Source organism: Pararhizobium sp. LjRoot255 (genome assembly GCF_964252905.1).
GTDB lineage: Bacteria > Pseudomonadota > Alphaproteobacteria > Rhizobiales > Rhizobiaceae > Pararhizobium.
Genome location: NZ_CAXUPQ020000002.1, coordinates 749,916 through 767,295 on the forward strand (window position 1 = coordinate 749,916; position 17,380 = coordinate 767,295).

16 protein-coding genes are annotated in these 17,380 nt (G+C 62.4%); 5 read left to right on the top strand and 11 right to left on the bottom strand.

What is annotated here, in order from left to right; genetic code table 11:
• Positions 1-84: 84 nt before the first annotated feature.
• The 11 genes from ACSQ2W_RS22615 to ACSQ2W_RS22665 form a co-directional block, all read right to left on the bottom strand.
• Positions 85-1,005, bottom strand: a complete 921-nt coding sequence (locus tag ACSQ2W_RS22615) for a recombinase family protein (protein WP_436088403.1) — start codon at positions 1,003-1,005, stop codon at positions 85-87.
• An 808-nt stretch (positions 1,006-1,813) separates the two neighbouring features.
• A complete protein-coding gene (locus ACSQ2W_RS22620; RefSeq protein ID WP_436088404.1) occupies positions 1,814-2,725 on the bottom strand; it encodes an ABC transporter permease in 912 nt (303 codons plus the stop codon).
• Complete coding sequence (locus tag ACSQ2W_RS22625) at positions 2,722-3,822, bottom strand: ABC transporter permease (protein ID WP_436088405.1); 1,101 nt, start codon at positions 3,820-3,822, stop codon at positions 2,722-2,724. Before ACSQ2W_RS22625 ends, ACSQ2W_RS22620 begins: the two co-directional genes overlap by 4 nt.
• A complete protein-coding gene (locus tag ACSQ2W_RS22630) occupies positions 3,819-5,342 on the bottom strand; it encodes an ABC transporter ATP-binding protein (RefSeq protein ID WP_436088406.1) in 1,524 nt (507 codons plus the stop codon). The genes ACSQ2W_RS22625 and ACSQ2W_RS22630 overlap by 4 nt, the downstream gene beginning before the upstream one ends.
• Positions 5,343-5,345: 3 nt before the next feature.
• Positions 5,346-6,443: a BMP family ABC transporter substrate-binding protein gene (locus ACSQ2W_RS22635; RefSeq protein WP_436088979.1), complete on the bottom strand. Its 1,098-nt coding sequence runs from the start codon at positions 6,441-6,443 to the stop codon at positions 5,346-5,348.
• A gap of 27 nt (positions 6,444-6,470) precedes the next feature.
• Positions 6,471-7,850, bottom strand: a complete 1,380-nt coding sequence (locus ACSQ2W_RS22640; RefSeq protein WP_436088407.1) for an amidohydrolase — start codon at positions 7,848-7,850, stop codon at positions 6,471-6,473.
• Position 7,851: 1 nt separating this feature from the next.
• A complete protein-coding gene (locus tag ACSQ2W_RS22645; protein WP_436088408.1) occupies positions 7,852-8,511 on the bottom strand; it encodes a glutathione S-transferase family protein in 660 nt (219 codons plus the stop codon).
• Entirely contained in the window at positions 8,508-9,353 is an 846-nt protein-coding gene (locus ACSQ2W_RS22650; protein ID WP_436088409.1) for an aromatic ring-hydroxylating dioxygenase subunit alpha, read from the bottom strand. The genes ACSQ2W_RS22645 and ACSQ2W_RS22650 overlap by 4 nt, the downstream gene beginning before the upstream one ends.
• Positions 9,350-10,003, bottom strand: coding sequence for a Rieske 2Fe-2S domain-containing protein (locus ACSQ2W_RS22655; protein ID WP_436088410.1), 654 nt, complete (start codon positions 10,001-10,003; stop codon positions 9,350-9,352). Before ACSQ2W_RS22655 ends, ACSQ2W_RS22650 begins: the two co-directional genes overlap by 4 nt.
• Positions 10,004-10,170: 167 nt before the next feature.
• A complete protein-coding gene (locus ACSQ2W_RS22660; RefSeq protein ID WP_436088980.1) occupies positions 10,171-10,437 on the bottom strand; it encodes an acylphosphatase in 267 nt (88 codons plus the stop codon).
• Between the two features lie 71 nt (positions 10,438-10,508).
• A complete protein-coding gene (locus ACSQ2W_RS22665; protein WP_436088411.1) occupies positions 10,509-10,700 on the bottom strand; it encodes a hypothetical protein in 192 nt (63 codons plus the stop codon).
• A gap of 200 nt (positions 10,701-10,900) precedes the next feature.
• Between ACSQ2W_RS22665 and ACSQ2W_RS22670 the strand changes: the two genes are divergently transcribed.
• From ACSQ2W_RS22670 to ACSQ2W_RS22690, 5 genes are read left to right on the top strand one after another with little or no spacing between them, the layout of a single operon-like run.
• Positions 10,901-12,169, top strand: a complete 1,269-nt coding sequence (locus tag ACSQ2W_RS22670; RefSeq protein WP_436088412.1) for a RhtX/FptX family siderophore transporter — start codon at positions 10,901-10,903, stop codon at positions 12,167-12,169.
• A gap of 45 nt (positions 12,170-12,214) precedes the next feature.
• Positions 12,215-13,570 (top strand): diaminobutyrate--2-oxoglutarate transaminase, encoded by a 1,356-nt coding sequence (locus tag ACSQ2W_RS22675; protein ID WP_436088413.1) that lies wholly within the window; start codon positions 12,215-12,217, stop codon positions 13,568-13,570.
• Positions 13,567-15,051 carry a pyridoxal phosphate-dependent decarboxylase family protein gene (locus tag ACSQ2W_RS22680; protein WP_436088414.1) on the top strand — a complete coding sequence of 495 codons (1,485 nt, stop codon included), beginning with the start codon at positions 13,567-13,569 and terminating at the stop codon, positions 15,049-15,051. The genes ACSQ2W_RS22675 and ACSQ2W_RS22680 overlap by 4 nt, the downstream gene beginning before the upstream one ends.
• The gene (locus ACSQ2W_RS22685; protein ID WP_436088415.1) at positions 15,038-16,795 is read left to right on the top strand and encodes an IucA/IucC family protein; all 1,758 of its coding nucleotides are present in this window, start codon (positions 15,038-15,040) and stop codon (positions 16,793-16,795) included. The genes ACSQ2W_RS22680 and ACSQ2W_RS22685 overlap by 14 nt, the downstream gene beginning before the upstream one ends.
• Positions 16,788-17,378, top strand: coding sequence for a GNAT family N-acetyltransferase (locus ACSQ2W_RS22690; RefSeq protein ID WP_436088416.1), 591 nt, complete (start codon positions 16,788-16,790; stop codon positions 17,376-17,378). Before ACSQ2W_RS22685 ends, ACSQ2W_RS22690 begins: the two co-directional genes overlap by 8 nt.
• The last annotated feature ends 2 nt before the right edge of the window (positions 17,379-17,380 follow it).

Below are 17,380 nucleotides of genomic sequence, written 5' to 3' on the forward strand. Positions count from 1 at the left end.
CTTGGTGAGGTTGACGCAGCCCGGCCCCTCAAAGCGGCAGCAGCATGGCACGAGACCGGCTGCTTGTCCGCCTGAGGCGGACACTCAACGGGGCGTCACGAGACCGAGCCGGCAGGCCCGATCCAGCAAGGCCTTGACCGAAGAGGCTTGCCATTTGCGCCCACCACGCGGCGGCCGCTCGTGCATCCGCTCCAGCTGTTGGCCGATTTCAAGCAGCGTTAAATCCGGATCGGCAGTGGCGATGCCAGCGACAAGTGTCATCAGCCGGTCCTCCGGCGGCCGCTTTGGCGATCGCTTTATCAATGATGCTTCTGCCAAGCGTTCGCGAACCAGGCGATGCACGGCGCGCCGCAGCCGTTCGACGGTCCAATCATTCCCTTTGCGATTGAGGATGCGCACGACGTCGTCCCAGCTGTGGTGCGGCCTCAACCGGCGCACTGTCGGCAACCACGTCTGTGCCGAAGCGATGAGATCGTCGAGATAAGCTTGCTGGCGTGCGGCTGAAACGGCCCGGACGGCGTCTGGCCGACGCTCCCGCAGCCCCGGATTGCCCGCCAACCGTCCACGCGCCTTAGCCGCCTTCATCCCCGCCTTGGTGCGCTCGGCGATCAGCGTACGCTCGAGCTGAACGACGGCGCCCAGAACCTGCAACGAAAACATTCCCTGGGGTGTCGACGTATCGATCGGGTCGCGCAGTGAACGAAAATGCGCGCCACGCTGCTCCAACTGCTCGATAACCTCAAGGAGATGGCTGACGGATCGGGCCGGACGGTCGAGACGCACGACAACGAGAACATCACCGGCAACGATGTCGCGCAAAAGCTTCGCCAGCACCGGACGCGTGCGCGCCACGCCAGATTCGTGCTCTTCATACACGACGCGGCAGCCAGCTGCCTTGAGTTCATCGACCTGGGCGTCGTTGACCTGATCCTCGATCGAAACGCGGGCATAGCCGACAAGACGGCGCAGTGGGGACGAGGAGGGTGTGTTATAGGGCTCAGACATGGGCGGATTCTGGCTGAGTTTTTGCAGTTATGCAATGTCTGAGAAAAGGGCCCTTTGCATATACATTTTATGGATCGATTTGCAGCCCCGTACAGCGCGCCTGGAGGGTTTCCTGGTACGACGACACTCGAGAGCGCATAAAACGCGCCTGCGGGCATCCATGGCCGAAATTCGGCAGTCACGGCACTTGGGGTGAGTGAGAAGGAAAGGGTGCTGCTGCCGTTCGGCATCCGATCACGGGCTGAAGCGATGTGAGCAGTCCACCGATCCAGCAAAGATCTTGCGACCGAACGCGATCGAGAATCCAGGCAATCAGGGCGAGAAAAGCCGCGGAAACACCGCGCCTTGGGGTATTCTACCGATCCAGGACGATCGACAGAGGTGATTCTGGGAACGCGAGACATTATCGGACGTAATTTGGTGGCGACGGGCTGTGCGGTTTTTCGCGGCTCTGGCTGATAAACCGCACGAATCATATGCCTGGGAAAGGTAGGCCTCTGACCGTCCTTGGTCCTGGGACAAAGAACACTTGCCTGATCAGGCCCCGCTGTCAAACTGGCTGCGGGCGGATCTGGCTTGCTATGTCGCCTGCCAGACCTGATTCAAAATCCTGAGGGCCAACTCCGCCTTGTCTTGCGTCAGGATTCGGGCGGAGTGTTTTGCAACCACGTCCGTCGTGTCCTGGACTGCGTAGCTCGCCTGCTCGTAGGACCGGTCTGCTTCAGAACAGGCGTGGCGGGAACTCACCGCGTTTCATGTCTTCGAGACGGCATTCGGAGGTCGGAAAAAGTCCGCGCGGGCAGTCCAACTAGCGTTCGAAGGGTTCACCGAGCGAGGCGACACCGTTCAGCTTGAGCAGGCGGCGGTCGGCCGAAATGATGCCGAGCACGACGATGGTGACGAGATAGGGCAGGCTCGAAAGCAGTTGTGAGGGAACGTCCATCCCGGTCGCCTGGGCTGCAAGCCCCATCAGGGAGACGGCGCCGAAGAGGCTGGCCCCGAGGAAGATCCGGCCGGTAAGCCATGTGCCGAAGACGACGAGTGCGATCGCGATCCAGCCACGCCCGGCGATCATCCCGTCGGCCCAGAGCGGTGTGTAGACTACTGCCGCATAAGCGCCGGCAAAGCCAGCCATCGCTCCGCCGAATGCGATCGCCAAGATGCGGATTGAGATGACCGAATAGCCGATGGCGTGCGCAGCCTTTGGGTTCTCCCCCACAGCCCGGACGACGAGACCAACCTTCGTGTAGGCAAACGTCGCCCAGATTGCCAAGGTTACGACGAGGGAAAGCCACACGATGATGTCCTGGACGAAAAGGCTGCCGATGACCGGTATTTCGGAGAGTCCGGGTATGGCGATCTTTGGAAGCCCCTTGACCGTCAGGCTTTCATAGGTCTTGCCGAAAAGCGCCGAGAGACCTTGGCCGAGGATGCCGATCGCAAGGCCCGTCGCCACCTGGTTCGCCCGAAATCCCAACGCGACAATGGCGAAAATCAGCGAAAGGAAGGCGCTGCCGAGGCCCGCGACGAGAAAACCCATAAGATGCCCGCCGCCGTGATAGACGATGATGAAGGCGAGCACCGCGCCGAACGCCATCAATCCCTCCACCCCGAGGTTGAGAACCCCGGCGCGCTCGACCACCAGTTCGCCGAGAGCCGCAAGGAGAAACGGAGTAGCCGCCGCGAGCATGCCGGAAAGAATGAACTCGATGGCGTTCATGGCTGGCTCCGGTAAGTGACACGGCGCCACTGGAGACGATACCGCACGAAGGCGGCGGCGATGAGGTAGGCAAGCAGAAGGCTGCCCTGGAATACGCGGACCGCCGCGATCGGCAAGTTTGCCGACACCATGGCATTGTCCCCGCCGATATAGACAACGGACATGAACAGGGCGGAGAAGACGATTCCGATCGGGTGCAGGCCGCCGAGATAGGCGACGATGATAGCAGCATAGCCGTAACCGGTCGAAATCGAGCGCTGCAACTGGCCGAGGGGACCGGCGACCTCGGCCGCACCGGCGAGCCCGGCGGCAAAGCCACCGATGAGGAGCGAAAGCCAGATCGCCCACCCTTCGTTGAAACCGGCATAACCGGCGGCGCGTGGCGCGAGCCCGCCGACCTGGAGCTTGTAGCCGATGAAGCTCTTCTGCATGAAGACCCATGCCGCCATCGACAGGGCGAGGGTCAGGAGCAGCGAGACGTTGACACGGGTACCGGATATCAGGAGCGGCACCATCGCGTCATACTGGAACATCACGGATTGGGGGAAATTGAAGCCGTTCGGGTCCTTCCAGGGGCCGAGGAGCAGGTAGTTGAGGAGTTGCGCGGCAACCAGGCTCAGCATCAGGGAAACGAGGATTTCGTTTGCATTGAGCCTGACGCGCCAAAACGCGGTCAGCGAAGCCCATAGGGCGCCACCGATGGCGCCAAGCAGCAGCATCAGGGGCCAGATCCACTGGCCCGTTGCCTGCGGAATCCATACCGGGATTGCGGAGGCGAATATCGCACCGAGAATGAACTGGCCCTCGGCTCCGATGTTGAAAACCTTCGCGCGAAAGCCGATCGCCAGGCCCTGCGCGATGAGGAGGAGAGGACCCGTCTTCAGCAGCACCTCCGAGAACGACGCCCAGGAAAGAAAGGGCTCGAGAAGCATCGCGTAGACGACGGCGACCGGATCGCGGCCCATCAGCACGTAAAGCCCGAGATTGAGAATGGTGGCTACCGCCAGCGCGAGGGGCGGCGCAAGCAGGGTTGCAGCAAGCGAGGCGCGCTCCCGTCGGACAAGGGTGGGAAGGAAGGCCGCGGGCAAGGCGCTCATGCGAGCGCCCTTTCGGGTGACGAATGTGCGCCGAGCATATACCTGCCGATCTCCTCGGGTCGCGTGTCGCGCGTGGCGAGTGGCGGGCTCAGCTTGCCGTGGTACAGCACCTGGATGGAATCGCAGAGTTCAAAAAGCTCCTCGAGCTCCTCGGAAATCACGAGGATGGCCATGCCTTCGTTGCGTAGCGTGATCAGGCGCCTGCGAATGGCGGTTGCCGCGCCGATATCGACGCCCCAGGTCGGCTGCGCCAAGAACAGAAGTTTTGGAGACAGCATGATCTCGCGGCCGACGATGAACTTCTGCAGATTGCCGCCGGAGAGCGCCCCTGCCTCCGCATCCGGACCGGGCGTGCGCACGTCGTATTGACGGATGCACTCGTTGGTGAACGCCCGCGCGCCTGCCCTATCGACAAGACCGTGCCGGAGAAGTTTGAGTGGGTGCGCTGTCAGCAGGCTGTTGAGGATCAGCGACATTTCGGGGATCGCGCCGCGTCCGAGCCGGTCTTCCGGAACGAAGGCAAAGCCAAGCTGCCGGCGGGCAGCGGCGTCGAGTGTGCCCACGTCCTTTCCCATCATAAAGATCCGGTCGCGCTGTTCTCGCGCCAGCACCGCCTCGCCGGAGATCAGCGACGCAAGCTCGTTTTGACCGTTCCCCGAAATCCCGGCGATGCCGAGGATTTCGCCGCCACGCACCGCAAGGCTGATATTGGAGAGCGACACGGCAAAGGGATCATCGGGCCGATGATCGAGACCGATGATCTCGAGTCGCTTTTCACCGCCAGACAGGGGAAGCGCCGGCATGGGCTCCGGCATGTCGCGGCCGATCATCATGCGGGCAAGGTCGTGGGCATCGTGGTTGCGCGGGTCCACATTGCCGGTGACGCGCCCGCCGCGCAGGATCGTCGCGTGATCACAGATCGCCCGAATTTCCTCGAGCTTATGGGAGATAAACAGGATGGATATGCCGCCGTCGCGCAGGCGGCGCAAGGTGTCGAAGAGCTTGTCCACCGACTGCGGCGGTAGCACGGAGGTCGGTTCGTCGAGGATGAGCAGCTTCGGATTGGTCATGAGGCACCGGATGATCTCCACCCGCTGCCTCTCGCCCACGGAAAGGGCGTGTACATGGGCGAGCGGATCGACTTCGAGGCCGAAGTCGCGACCAAGTGAACGGATGCGTTCGGTGAGGTCGGTTTTGCCGCCTTTGACGACCAAGCGAATGTTCTCCACGACCGTCAGGGTCTCGAAAAGCGAGAAGTGCTGGAAGACCATTCCGATCCCCCTGCGCCTCGCCTCCGCGGGGGAGGCAAGGCTGAGGGGCTCGCCTTCCCAGACGACGGTTCCGTCGTCCGGTTGCTCGACGCCGTAGATCAGCTTCATCAGGGTCGACTTGCCCGCCCCGTTTTCTCCGAGGATCGCGTGGATCGACCGCGGGGCCACGTCCAGATCGATAGCCTGATTGGCGTGGATCTGGCCGTAGCTTTTCGAAATGCCGCGGAGCGACAGGAGCGGGTCGGTCATGGATTACTTCGGCAGCGGCGTGGTAACGCCCTTGACGTGCCAGTCCATCGCGACGATCTCGCCATCGGCGAGTGTCGCACCGGCGGCCACCCCTTCGCTGCCGTCCGCCTTGGTGATCGGCCCGGTGAAGGGCGAGAAGCTGCCATCGGCGATCTTGACCTCGATCTCCTTGATCTTCGTCATCATGTCAGCTGGAATGTCGGGGTTCCAGTCGACCACCTCGACAACCTTGTCGGCGACGCCGAGAAAGGTATTGGCGCCCTTGAACGAGCCGGCGAAATGGGCGTCGACCGATGCCTTGAAGAAGGGCGACCAGTCCGTCGCGACGCAGCCGAGATAGGTCTTCGGGGCGTATTTCTTCATCGACGAATTGAGGTTGAAGGCGTAGACGCCCGCTTCCTCGCAGGCTGCGATAACGGACGGTGTATCCTGCGCATTGGAGAAGATCACGTCGCAGCCTTGCGCCATCAGGGCCTTGGCGGCTTCCTGCTCCTTGGCCGGGTCGAACCAGGAGTTCACCCAGACGACCGACACCTCGATTTCGGGGTTCACCGTTTGGGCGCCCAGCGTGAAGGCGTTAATGGAGGTGATCAGTTCGGGAATGGCGAAGGCGGATACCGAGCCCAGCTTGCCGGTCTTGGAGAGTGTGGCGGCTGCCATGCCGAGCAGGTAAGTGCCCTGAAAATACTTGGCCGCGAAGGGCGAGAAGTTCGGAGCCCCCTGGAAGCCCGACGCATGCAGAACAGTGACGCTCGGATCGCGGCGAGCGATCTGCAGGGCGCCGTTCTGGTAGCCGAAGGAGCCGGCGACCAGGAATTTGTTCCCGTCGGCGACCGTCTTGTTCATGATGCGGTCGGCATCTGGTCCTTCCGCGATGTTCTCGAGCACGGTCACCTTCACCTTGTCGCCGTAGGCGGCCTTGACCGGCTCGAGGCCGGCTGCAAGCGCGTGGCCCCAGCCGACGTCGCCGACCGGCGACGGGATCACGAGGGTGATGCCGAGCGGCTCGTCGGCCGCGATAGCGGACTGGCCGCCAAGTGCGCCGGCGATGCCGGTGGCGGCAACGCCCTTCATCAGTGTTCTGCGGGTCAGGTTTGTCAGCATGTTGGTTCCCCTATTTTGGTTGTTCTAGAATTCTACCGTTGCGAGAGCGGCCTCGGCATCGGCAAACAGCTTGGCCTCGTCGAGCCCGGCGAACTCGCCCTTCTGCCAGACGATGCGGCCATTGATCATGGTCATGTCGGTCGGCATGCCTATTCCGACCTTGGCGATCAGGCTCAGCGGATCGTGCCGCGTGCCCACGTAGTCCATGCGCCGCGTGTCGATTGCAAAGAGATCGGCGGCCATGCCGGGGGCAAGCCGGCCGATGTCGCGCCGGCCGAGAAGGCTTGCGCCACCGGTCGTGGCATAGCTCAGGAAGTCAACCGGAGGCGGCACCGGATGCGTGCGCGTCGATGCGGTCAGGCACTGCAGCATGTAGGCGGAGTGGATGCAGTGCATCAGGTTCGAATTGTCGTTCGACGCCGCTCCGTCGCAGCCGAGACCGACGCGCAGCCCGAAGGCGGACATCGCCGGAATATCCGTGACCTCGGCGCCGACCAGATAGACCGGCTCCGGGCAGTGGGAGACACCGGTGCCGCTTGCAGCCATCGTCCGCAGTTCATCGTGGGTCAGCTCCCAGCAATGGGCGTAGAAGACATCGGGGCCTGCAAAGCCGAGCTCTTCGCAGTAGTCGACCGTGCGCATTCCATGACGAGCCTGAATGACCGGGCTTTCGCCCTCGCCCACATGCGTGTGCATCTGCACGCCGCGGTCGCGCGCCAGCGCCACCGATTCCACGAAGGTCTCGCGGTAGCAGTTGACCGGTTGACAGGGCGCGACGACGACCTGCCGCATGCTCAAGGGCCTGGCATCGTGATAACTGTCGATCAGGCGGGCGCAATCGGCGATGAACTGGTCAGTCGTTTCCAGCATGGCGTCCGGAATGGTCGAGCCTTCGGACTTCGGCAACGTATTGCCGCCGCGACCGGCATGGAAGCGCATGCCGAGAAGCTCGGCCGCCTCGAACTGACGATCGATCAGCCGTTTTCCGGCGTGCCGCGGGAAGCAATATTGATGGTCGAAGGCTGTCGTGCAGCCATGCTTGATCATCTCGGCCATCGCCGTGACCGAGGAATGGTAGAAGCAACCCTCGTTGAGCTGCGAGAAGATCGGATAGATGCGGTCGAGCCATTCGATGACCGAGAGCTTCGTCCAGTCGAGATCGGTGCGGTTACGCACGAAGCACTGGAAAAAATGGTGGTGCGTATTGACGAGGCCGGGATAGACGAACCAGCCGGTGGCGTCCTGCGTGATCGTGCCAGCGGGCAGCGCGCTTGCCCCGAGATTTTCGCCGATTGCCTGGATCGCCGGACCTTTTGTCAGGAGGTCGACGTTGCGACGGACGGTCGGACCCTTGCCCTCGTCGACGATCACTGCCGCGCAATTCTTCAGAAGGTGGCCGGTCATATCACACCTTGCCCGGTTCGATATGGGGTTCGGGCTTCAATTCATGCAGCCGATGGATGCCTGGCATCTCGATGAAGTGTTCGAGGCTGCGCAGCGCGCGGGACCAGAGCCGGATCGCCGGATAGGGGGCAATCGAGACGCCGCCGTCCGGCGCGAGCGCCACATAGGGGAAGCAGGCAATGTCGGCGATTGTTGGTCGGTCTGCCGCGAGAAACCGCATGCCGCGGAGACCCTGCTCGACCAGGCCTGCTTCCAGCTCGCGAAGCGCGGCGATGCCCTGGGCCTGAAGCGCGGTGATGTCGCCCAGACGCAGTAGCATCTCGTGAAGGCGGGCGCCGCCGAGGCTCGCGGTCAGCCGGTGGGAGAAGGAGAGCCACTGTTGGACGCGCGCCGTTTCCTCCGCCGCGCCGCTGCCCAGCCATTCGGGTGCCGCGCTCGCGGCGAGATAGGCGAGCATGGCTGAGGATTCGGTCAGGATCAGGTCTTCGTCCTCAAGGATCGGGATAGAGCCTGCGGGATTGAGCGCCAGGAGCTCGGGGCCGCGGTGCTCGGCGCCGGGGTGGAAATCCACCGGGCGGATATCGAGTTTCACACCCGTCAGCGCCGCCATCAGGCGCACTTTGTAGCAACTGGGCGAAAGGATGTAATCGTAGAGCTTCATTGCGCCACCAGCTGCGCGCCGTATGTATAGTTGTGGCGTTTCAGCCAGCGTCGGTAGGCGACCGAAGTCAGGTCGGCCCGCGTCGGAATTTCCATGCCGGGATCGAGCGGCAGGAGCCGTGGAATCTGGTTTTCGAGGATCGACCGGTCCTGCAGGAAGATTGTCTGTTGAAAGTGAATGAGGTCGGTCATCGGTGTGACATCGTCGAAGAGTGCCATCCACGGCCAGACGTCACAGAGATCCTCGGCAAGTGGCTGGACGAAGAGCGTGATGACGTCCCATTCGCCGGGACGTGGCGGGCAGGTCTTGTAGAGAACGGAGCAGGTCGGTGCCGGCACGCGGTACATATATTCCGTCGTGATACCGCCGCTTGCCGATTTGGCAGCTTGCGGCTGGTAGAACTTGACCTGGGTCGCCCAGACCTCGTCCTCGTCGTCGCGAATCTCGACCTTGTAGTTCTGAACCTCCGTGTGGGGCTCGGCGCCCAGGATGTCGGTGTGCACGAAGGGAAAATGCGCGATGTCGAGGAAGTTCTCGACCGCGCGCAACGGTGAACAGCGCACGCGAACGACGCCGACATCGACAAAACGGCGGCCAGGCTGGTCAGCTTCGGGGATGGCGAAAAGTGGCTTTTGCGGGATGCCGAGGGACGACCAGACGTGGCCGTAGCGGACGCATACGGGTAAGGGGCGTCCATTTCGGCCAGTCACTTTCGCATTGCCTTCGGTGTCGCGCGCGACGTCGATCGGCTCGCCCATCAGAGCGGTCTTGCGTCCGGCGGCGTCCAGCTTACTGAAAAGGCCGATCGGATACCACTCGTTGATCATCGCATTGTGCATCATGGCGCAATCCCCTTGGTCTGGAGAGCTTCGGCCACCCGCCGCAGGGTCTCGGTGGCACGTGACGCGGCGATGCGCTGGGCCGGGCTGCTGTTGTCGCTCAGAAGAACATGGATCAGCGTCTGATGGTCCTCCTGTGGGGCGAGCAGCAGCCGGATCGTCTGCGAAGTCTGCACCTTCCAGACAATACCCTCGGGGCCTGCCTTCGCATCGGCCGCAGTTTCGAGCGCCGCAACGCTGGCATACGCCGTCAGGGAGCGCAGGGGAACGAGGCCTTCAAGCCGCGGGGGCCGGGCTGCGGGTTCTCCCACGGCAACCCAGACGAGCCCGTCGGACTCTTCGGCCTGCTGTGTTGCCACCCGGATCGTTTCTGGCGGCGCCAGCCCCGGATGGGCCGGAATGCGCAGACAGTTTCCTGCCCGGGCATAACTCCAGCCGTGATAGATGCAGGAAAGCGCTTCGCCGCGCACGAAGCCGTAAGACAGGCGCATCCCGCGATGGGGACAGCGATCCGCCGATGCCGCAATGCGCCCTGAATCGCTTCGCCAGAGGGCAATCGATCCGGCTGGCGTCCGTGCCGGCATCACGGTTCCCGCTGGCAAATCCGCGGAAAGGGCGACTGGCGTCCAGGAGCCGGTCGTATCGGATAGCATGTCTCAACTTTCTGCATAATATCAATGTCTTGCCGGCTATGGCCCCGAAGTCATCGCCGATGGTCTGCGTCCCAGCACCCTCACGTTTGCATAATTATTTCGCAATGGCAATATTGGTTAAATAAGGGGCAAAAGATGTCCTGGCCGCGAAAAGAGTCGCCGTGGCCCTAGTCGGTTTGGTCGTCGATCGGCGTGCGTTCGATTGTCTCCACCCAGACGTCGATAGGCCCCAGAGAACACCCCATCTCCATCATGTCGATCAGCTCTTCCGGTCCTGCGACCTCGAGTTCGATCCGGACGGAACTGGTGTGGCGTATGGCCTGGGAGAGCCCGAGCTTGGCGGCATGGCGCTGGATCCAGGGGACGAAGGAGGCAGCATCAAGATCGCCGAGAATTGTCATCCGTTCCCGGAAGTGGCTCTGATCTTGCGCCATCATGAAAGATCTCACACTTGGTTTCTTGGTGCACAGCATAGCGCCTGAATGAACTTGCGGAAGGGTGATTGTCACAGCGTTTCGATCACCCATGTCGACATGGAGGATTTTGCGCCGAGTGGCGGAGATGTCCATTGGCGACGCCGTTTGAGGTATTCAATGCGATGATTGCCGAGCGGTTTGCGGTCGAGCACCTCATTCCAACCTGCAAAAATCAACACAGTCAGCTGTCCGCCTTTCCCCCGTGCGCCCACCACTTTCAAGCGGCTCCTCGTTAACGATGTCGCCAGTGCTGTAGATTTCTCCTGTTCGCAATTGTCTTACTCAGGTTCGCGCAAATCCAAGCAATCATGCGACAGCTCCCTTAAACATGATAAAAATACTCCTGTTTAAGGGGCGCCGTACTGCGCGGCCCGCTGGACAATCCGGGTTCTTGCAACCCCTGCGACAAGGTCGGTCTTCCATGACAATTGTACAGGCTTCTCCTACGATGGATGAAGGTTCCGTTTCACGCGGCGCCGGACGACTCTTTGCCGTTCTGGGCGGGCTTTATCTCGCGCAGGGTATTCCGAGCTACCTTCTGCTTGTCGCCCTGCCGCCGCTGATGCGGGAGAGCGGCGCGTCGCGCACGGCCATCGGACTGTTCTCGCTCCTGATGCTGCCGCTGGTGCTGAAATTCGCGATCGCTCCGCTGATTGATCGTTATGCACCCTTGCCCAGCCTCGGTCACCGCCGCGGCTGGGTGGTGCCGACGCAGCTTCTTGTCAGCGCGGGCATTGCCTCGATGGCACTGGTCGCGCCTCATCAGGCCGGTTGGCTCTTTGCCATCGGCCTGGTCATCACTCTCCTCTCCTCGGTGCAGGACATAGCGACCGATGGCTATGCGGTGCGCCATCTGACACGCAAGTCGCGGCCGGTCGGAAATGCGGTGCAGGCAGGCGCAGTTGCGCTTGGCGTCATCATCGGCGGCACAGTGGCGCTGGTGCTCTTCCACTGGATCGGCTGGCGGTCGACAATCCTGCTGGTAGCCGCCCTGTCACTCCTCCCCCTTGTCGCGACGATCTGGATGAAGGACAAGCCGGAGACTTCACAAAATGTGGCAGCGCGAAAGCGGCCTAGCCTTCTCGGCTTCTTCCGGCGGCCGAATGCGTGGATGGTTCTTGCTTTTGCCCTGACCTACCGGGCGAGCGAAGGTCTGGTGCGAGGCATGGAAGGAACCTATCTCGTCGATAGCAAGGTGCCGACCGACTGGATCGGCTATCTTTCCGGCGGGGCGGCTGCCACGGCCGGCCTTCTCGGCGCCGCCGTCGCCGCCCTGATCATTCGCAAGGCGGGTTTGACCGCAACGCTCGTCCTTCTGGGCGGGCTGCGCAGCCTCTGCTTCCTCGCCTTCACGCTGAATGCTTTCGGGATCTGGCCCGGGATTGCCGTGGCCATGTCGGCTTCCGCCTTCCAGACGTTCATCCGCTACATGGAACTGGTGGCGATCTATTCATTTTTCATGGGGTCCTCGTCCGACGATCAGCCGGGCACGGACTTCACGATTCTGACCTGCGCCGAACTGGTTATCTATCTGGTCGGTGCTTCGATCGCAGGTTTGCTTGCGGACAGGTTCGGCTACCAGACGCTCTTTTCGCTTGCAACGGTCATCTCCGTCCTCGGCATCGGACTGTCCGTCTGGATGCTGCAGACGATCAAGGCGCAACCAGCACCGGCAATGGCCGGTATTTGAGCCTGCCAACAGACTTTCCCGGAAAATCTCAACGGAGTTGACCTTATGGATGCTTCCGCACTCTCGAGCAATGACTTCTATCTCGATCGGCAGGCACGGCGTGAATCGAACGCCCGCAGCTATCCCCGGCGCTTTCCCATCGCGCTGAAATCGGCCTCCGGCTGCACCATCACGGACGTCGAGGGCAGATCTTATCTCGATTGCCTTGCGGGTGCCGGAACGCTGGCGCTCGGCCACAACCATCCGGAAGTAATCGAAACGCTGCAGGAGGTACTCGGGTCCGGCCTGCCGCTGCACACGCTCGATCTGACAACGCCGGTGAAAGACCGGTTCGTGGCCGATATCTTCGAAACGCTGCCCGCGGGGCTACGCGAAGAGGCAAAGATCCAGTTTTGCTCGCCGAGCGGCACCGATGCCGTGGAGGCGGCCATCAAGCTCGCCAAGACCGCGACCGGCCGGACCGACATCGTCTCATTCCGCGGCGCCTATCACGGCATGTCGCAGGGATCGCTCTCGCTGATGGGCTCGCTTGGGCCGAAGGCCGCGGTCGGCCAGCTCGTACCCGGCGCGCATTTCTTTCCCTATCCCTATGCCTATCGTTGCCCCTTCGGCCGTGGCGGTGACGAAACGGCGACGCTAGCGGCGGAGTATTTCGAGCGCGCGCTACGCGATCCCGAAGGCGGCATCAATCTTCCCGCGGCCGTCATTCTCGAAGCGGTGCAGGGCGAAGGCGGCGTCATCCCGGCACCGGCCGAATGGCTGAGGACTATCCGCCGTGTCACGCGCGATCTCGGCATACCCTTGATCCTCGACGAGGTTCAGAGCGGCGTCGGCCGGACGGGCAGCTTCTACGCCTTTCAGAAGGCCGGTATCGTTCCGGATATCATCGTGCTTTCCAAGGCAATCGGCGGCGGACTGCCGCTTGCCGTGGTGATCTATCGGGAAGGGCTCGATCTTTGGAAGCCCGGCGCCCATGCAGGCACCTTCCGCGGCAATCAGTTGGCCATGGCAGCGGGATCGAAAACGCTCGAAATCATCCGCCGTGACGGCCTGGTCGAACGGGCAGCAATCGCTGGCCGTAGGCTGCGCTCCAATCTGGAGCGCATTGCCGCGAATACGTCCTATATCGGCGAAGTTCGTGGCGAGGGGCTGATGCTCGGCGTCGAAATCGTCGATCCGGAGGGCAGGCCCGATGCGCTCGGCCACCCGCCGCACGGCTCAGCGATTGCCCGGATGATCCAGAACGATGTTTTCCGTGCCGGCCTCATCCTCGAAACCGGCGGCCGTTACGGCAGCGTGCTTCGTTTCCTGCCACCGCTCGTCATTTCCGACGAAGAGATTGATTGCGCCACCGGCATCCTCGCTGCCGCGTTCGGTCGCCTCGGACGCAAGGCAGCATGAGCATGAATTTCGTAGCGACCAAGGCGGCACCCGCGCTCGAACAAGACCACGCCGATCAGATTCTGGGCAGCGACGTTGCCTCACGCCGGGCTTTTCGCGAAGCGATGCTCAAGGCGGTCGATCTGGTCGCCGGGGGCGCGGCCGGGCACGGCCCCTATTCGGGCGCAAGCGTGCAGGGATTGAGGAGCATGCTGAATGACCTCGACCCCTGCCCAAAAACCGGGACAGGCATTGCCGCGGCGCTCGCCGATATCGGCAGGCCGGCGCTCGACCACGCCCTTGCCGTTGGTGATCCGGCGGCAATGGCCCATCTTCATTGCCCGGTGGCAGTCCCGGCGCTGGCGGCGGAGGTTCTGATCTCCGCTACCAACCAGTCGCTCGATTCCTGGGATCAGTCCCCCTTCGCCACCATGGTCGAGGAACGGGTTCTCGGCTGGCTGACGGAACTTGTGGGTCTGCCGGCCACAGCAAGCGGCAATTTCACCAGCGGCGGCAGCCAGTCGAACATGACGGCGCTCCATCTGGCAGCCGCGCGTTGCGGCGACGATGCAAGAACGGCGGGCGTAATCTTCACCTCGGAGCAATCGCACTTCAGCATCCGCAAGAGCGCTGCCATTCTCGGCTTTGCCAAGGACGCGGTCATCACGATCCCGACCGATACCGACGGTCGCATGTTGGTTCCGATGCTCGAGGCCAGCCTGCGGCAGGCGGTGAGGCAAGGCCGCCTGCCGGTCGCGGTGGTCGCGACGGCCGGAACGACCGACCTCGGCGCAATCGATCCGCTGCAGCCGATCGCCGATATCGCCGCAGCGCAGAATGTCTGGATGCACGTCGACGCGGCCTATGGCGGCGGCCTTCTGTTATCCCGCCACCGCGACCGTCTCGCGGGGATCGAGTGTGCCGATTCCATCGCGCTCGACTTTCACAAGATGCTGTTCCAGCCCATCAGTTGCGGCGCTCTTCTCGTTCGCGATCAGTCGGATTTCTCATCTTTGGCGACGAAGGCCGATTATCTCAATCCGGAAGATGCCGTCTTTGCCGATGCGCCGAACCTGGTCGAGCGCTCCTTCCAGACGACGCGCAGAGGCGATGCCCTGAAAGTGCTGATGACCATGCGATCGATCGGTCGCAACGGTCTCGATGCCCTAATCAGCAAGACGCTGGAGAACACCCTTGCCGCGGCCAGGGCTATCGAGGCGCGGGCATATCTTCGGTTGGCGCGGCAGCCGTCGCTGTCGACGGTGTTGTTTCGCTACCTTTCGCCCGACGGGCCGGAACGCTCGGATGCGATCACGATCAGAATACGGTCCGCCCTTTTCCATGCCGGTATCGCAGCCCTCGCGACCACCGTTCTCGACGGTCGCGTCCACTTCAAGCTTACGCTTCTGAACCCGCATTCAACGCCGGATGTCGTCTACCGCGTCCTCGATGCGATCGGCGAGACGGCCCGCGAACTGGAGACACAACATGCACGCCCATAATGCCGGAATCCTTGCCCTGCGCTCGCTTCTCAATTGCGTTGCGCGCGAATATCCCAAACACGTCGGCTGGTCTGGAAAGCCGGGGCACCAGCGCTTCACGCTCACCTTCCCGGGCAGCGGCGGAAGCCTTGTTCTACCGGTACTCTACCGTTCTGAAACCGGGCACCACCTTTTCGGTGAGCCGGTCATGCTGAGCAGCGGGAACACCCGGCAAACCATCAGCCCTGCGGATGCCGTCGCCGTGGCCCTCGAACGGCTGGACCCATCGACCGCGGCAAAGGAGGGCCGCGACGATCTTCTGAGCCGTGCTCGGTCAAGCCGCCTGCTCGTGGAAGCCGCACTTGAGGCACGCAGTGCCGATCTCGCCGGATTGGCCGGTGACGAAGTCTCCTTTATCGCAGCGGAGCAGGGCCTGATTGCGGGCCACGGCATCCACCCCTGCCCGAAAAGCCGCGAGGGTATGACGGAGGCAGAGTCGCGCCGTTATTCGCCCGAATTCGCCACCGGCTTTCCGCTCCGCTGGTTCGCTGTCGAGAGGAGCGTGTTTCATACCGGTCATTCCGAAGGATCACCTTCTGCCGAAAGCTGGCTTGAGAGCGTGACCGGCAGCGATCTCGACGAATTGAAAGCGCGCCTGCCCGCCGGTGATTTCGCGCTCTTGCCGGTTCATCCCTGGCAGGCCAATCATATGCTGAAGGATCCCGCTGTCGCTGCCCTCGTCGTGGACGGCCGTGTCATTGATTGCGGTGAGGCGGGAAAGCCCTGGTTCCCGACATCGTCGGTGCGCACGCTTTACCGGCCTGATGCCCCATTCATGCTGAAGGTCTCTCTCGGTGTCGGCATCACCAATTCGGTGCGCGTCAACCTCGCGCACGAACTGTTGCGCGGCGATGACATGTATCGTTTCCGCCGTCATCGGCTGTGGCAGGATTTTTCGCGCAGCTATCCCGGGCTGACGCTCGTGCCTGACCCGGCCTATTTGGGCGTCAAGGTGGCTGGGAAGGTGATTGATGGTCTGTCCGTCACAATGCGTGAAAACCCGTTCACCGGAGCCGATGCCGATCGCAACGTCTCGCTTCTTGCTGCTCTGTGCGAGCATCTGCCGGAACGCGGCAGCCGCCTCGGCGCCTTGATCCGCAAGCGTGCCCGGATTGAAAACCGCGTGCTCGATGCCGTCGCGACGGACTGGTTCGAACGGTTCCTCAGGGTCTTTGTCCGCCCCGTCTTCGGCCTTTACCTGCGGCATGGCATAGCCATGGAGGCGCATCAACAGAACATGCTGATCGAGCTCAAAAACGGCTACCCGGTCGGCGTCTTCTATCGCGACAATCAGGGCTTCTTCCACCATGAGCGCGCTCACAAGAGGCTGGCTGAAGCCCTGCCCGGTCTCGGCGAAGCCAGCGAATCCGTCTTCGGCGAGGAGCCTGTGGACGAGCGGCTGCTCTACTACGCGTTCATCAACTCGGTGTTCGGCATGATCGGGGCGCTCGGGCGCGAGGGGCTTGTCGAAGAGACTGTTCTGATCGCCCTGTTGCGCCGCGAACTGCTGCGGCTCGAAGCGCTCGAAGGTGCAAATTCCGGGCTCGTGCGCAAGATGCTGGCGCCCGCGCTGCATTGCAAGGCCAACCTGAAAACACGCCTTGCGCGGATGGACGAACTCGTCGGCCCGCTCGAAACGCAGTCGGTCTACCTCGAAATCGACAATCCCATGCTGCAGTCAGAAAAGGCCCTGGCCGATGCTTGATCTGAGCAAGCCCGATGCGGCCTTGGCCTATTCGCGCTACGACCCGGATATCGGGCGTACGGTCAGCTTCCGGCCTCTTCAGAAGGAGCGTGACCTGGAGCTTCTCTGGCGCTGGATGAACCAGGCACATGTGGTACCGCAGTGGAAGATGGCAAAGCCGATCGAGGATATAGCCGCCTATATCGACACCAACCTCGCCGATCCGCATCAGGACCCATATATTGGCCTGATCGACGGTATCCCGATGAGCTATTGGGAAGCCTATTGGGCGAAGGACGATATTCTCGGGCGCTATTACCCGGCCGAGGAAAAAGATCGGGGCTGGCATATGCTGGTCGGAGAGCCCTCCTTCTTCGGCCACGGTACAGCGCCCGCGGTGATCCGCGCCTTCACCCGGTTCCTCTTTCTGGACGATCCTGCGACCCGAAAGGTCGTGGGTGAGCCGAGCGTCGCGGCGCGGCGTCTGTTGCGCTATGCGCCGGTCTGCGCCTTCGAGGAACAGGGCGAAATCGATCTTCCCGACAAGCGCGCAAAACTGATGTTTTGCCATCGCAACCGCTTCAGCCAACAGTTCGGATTATAATC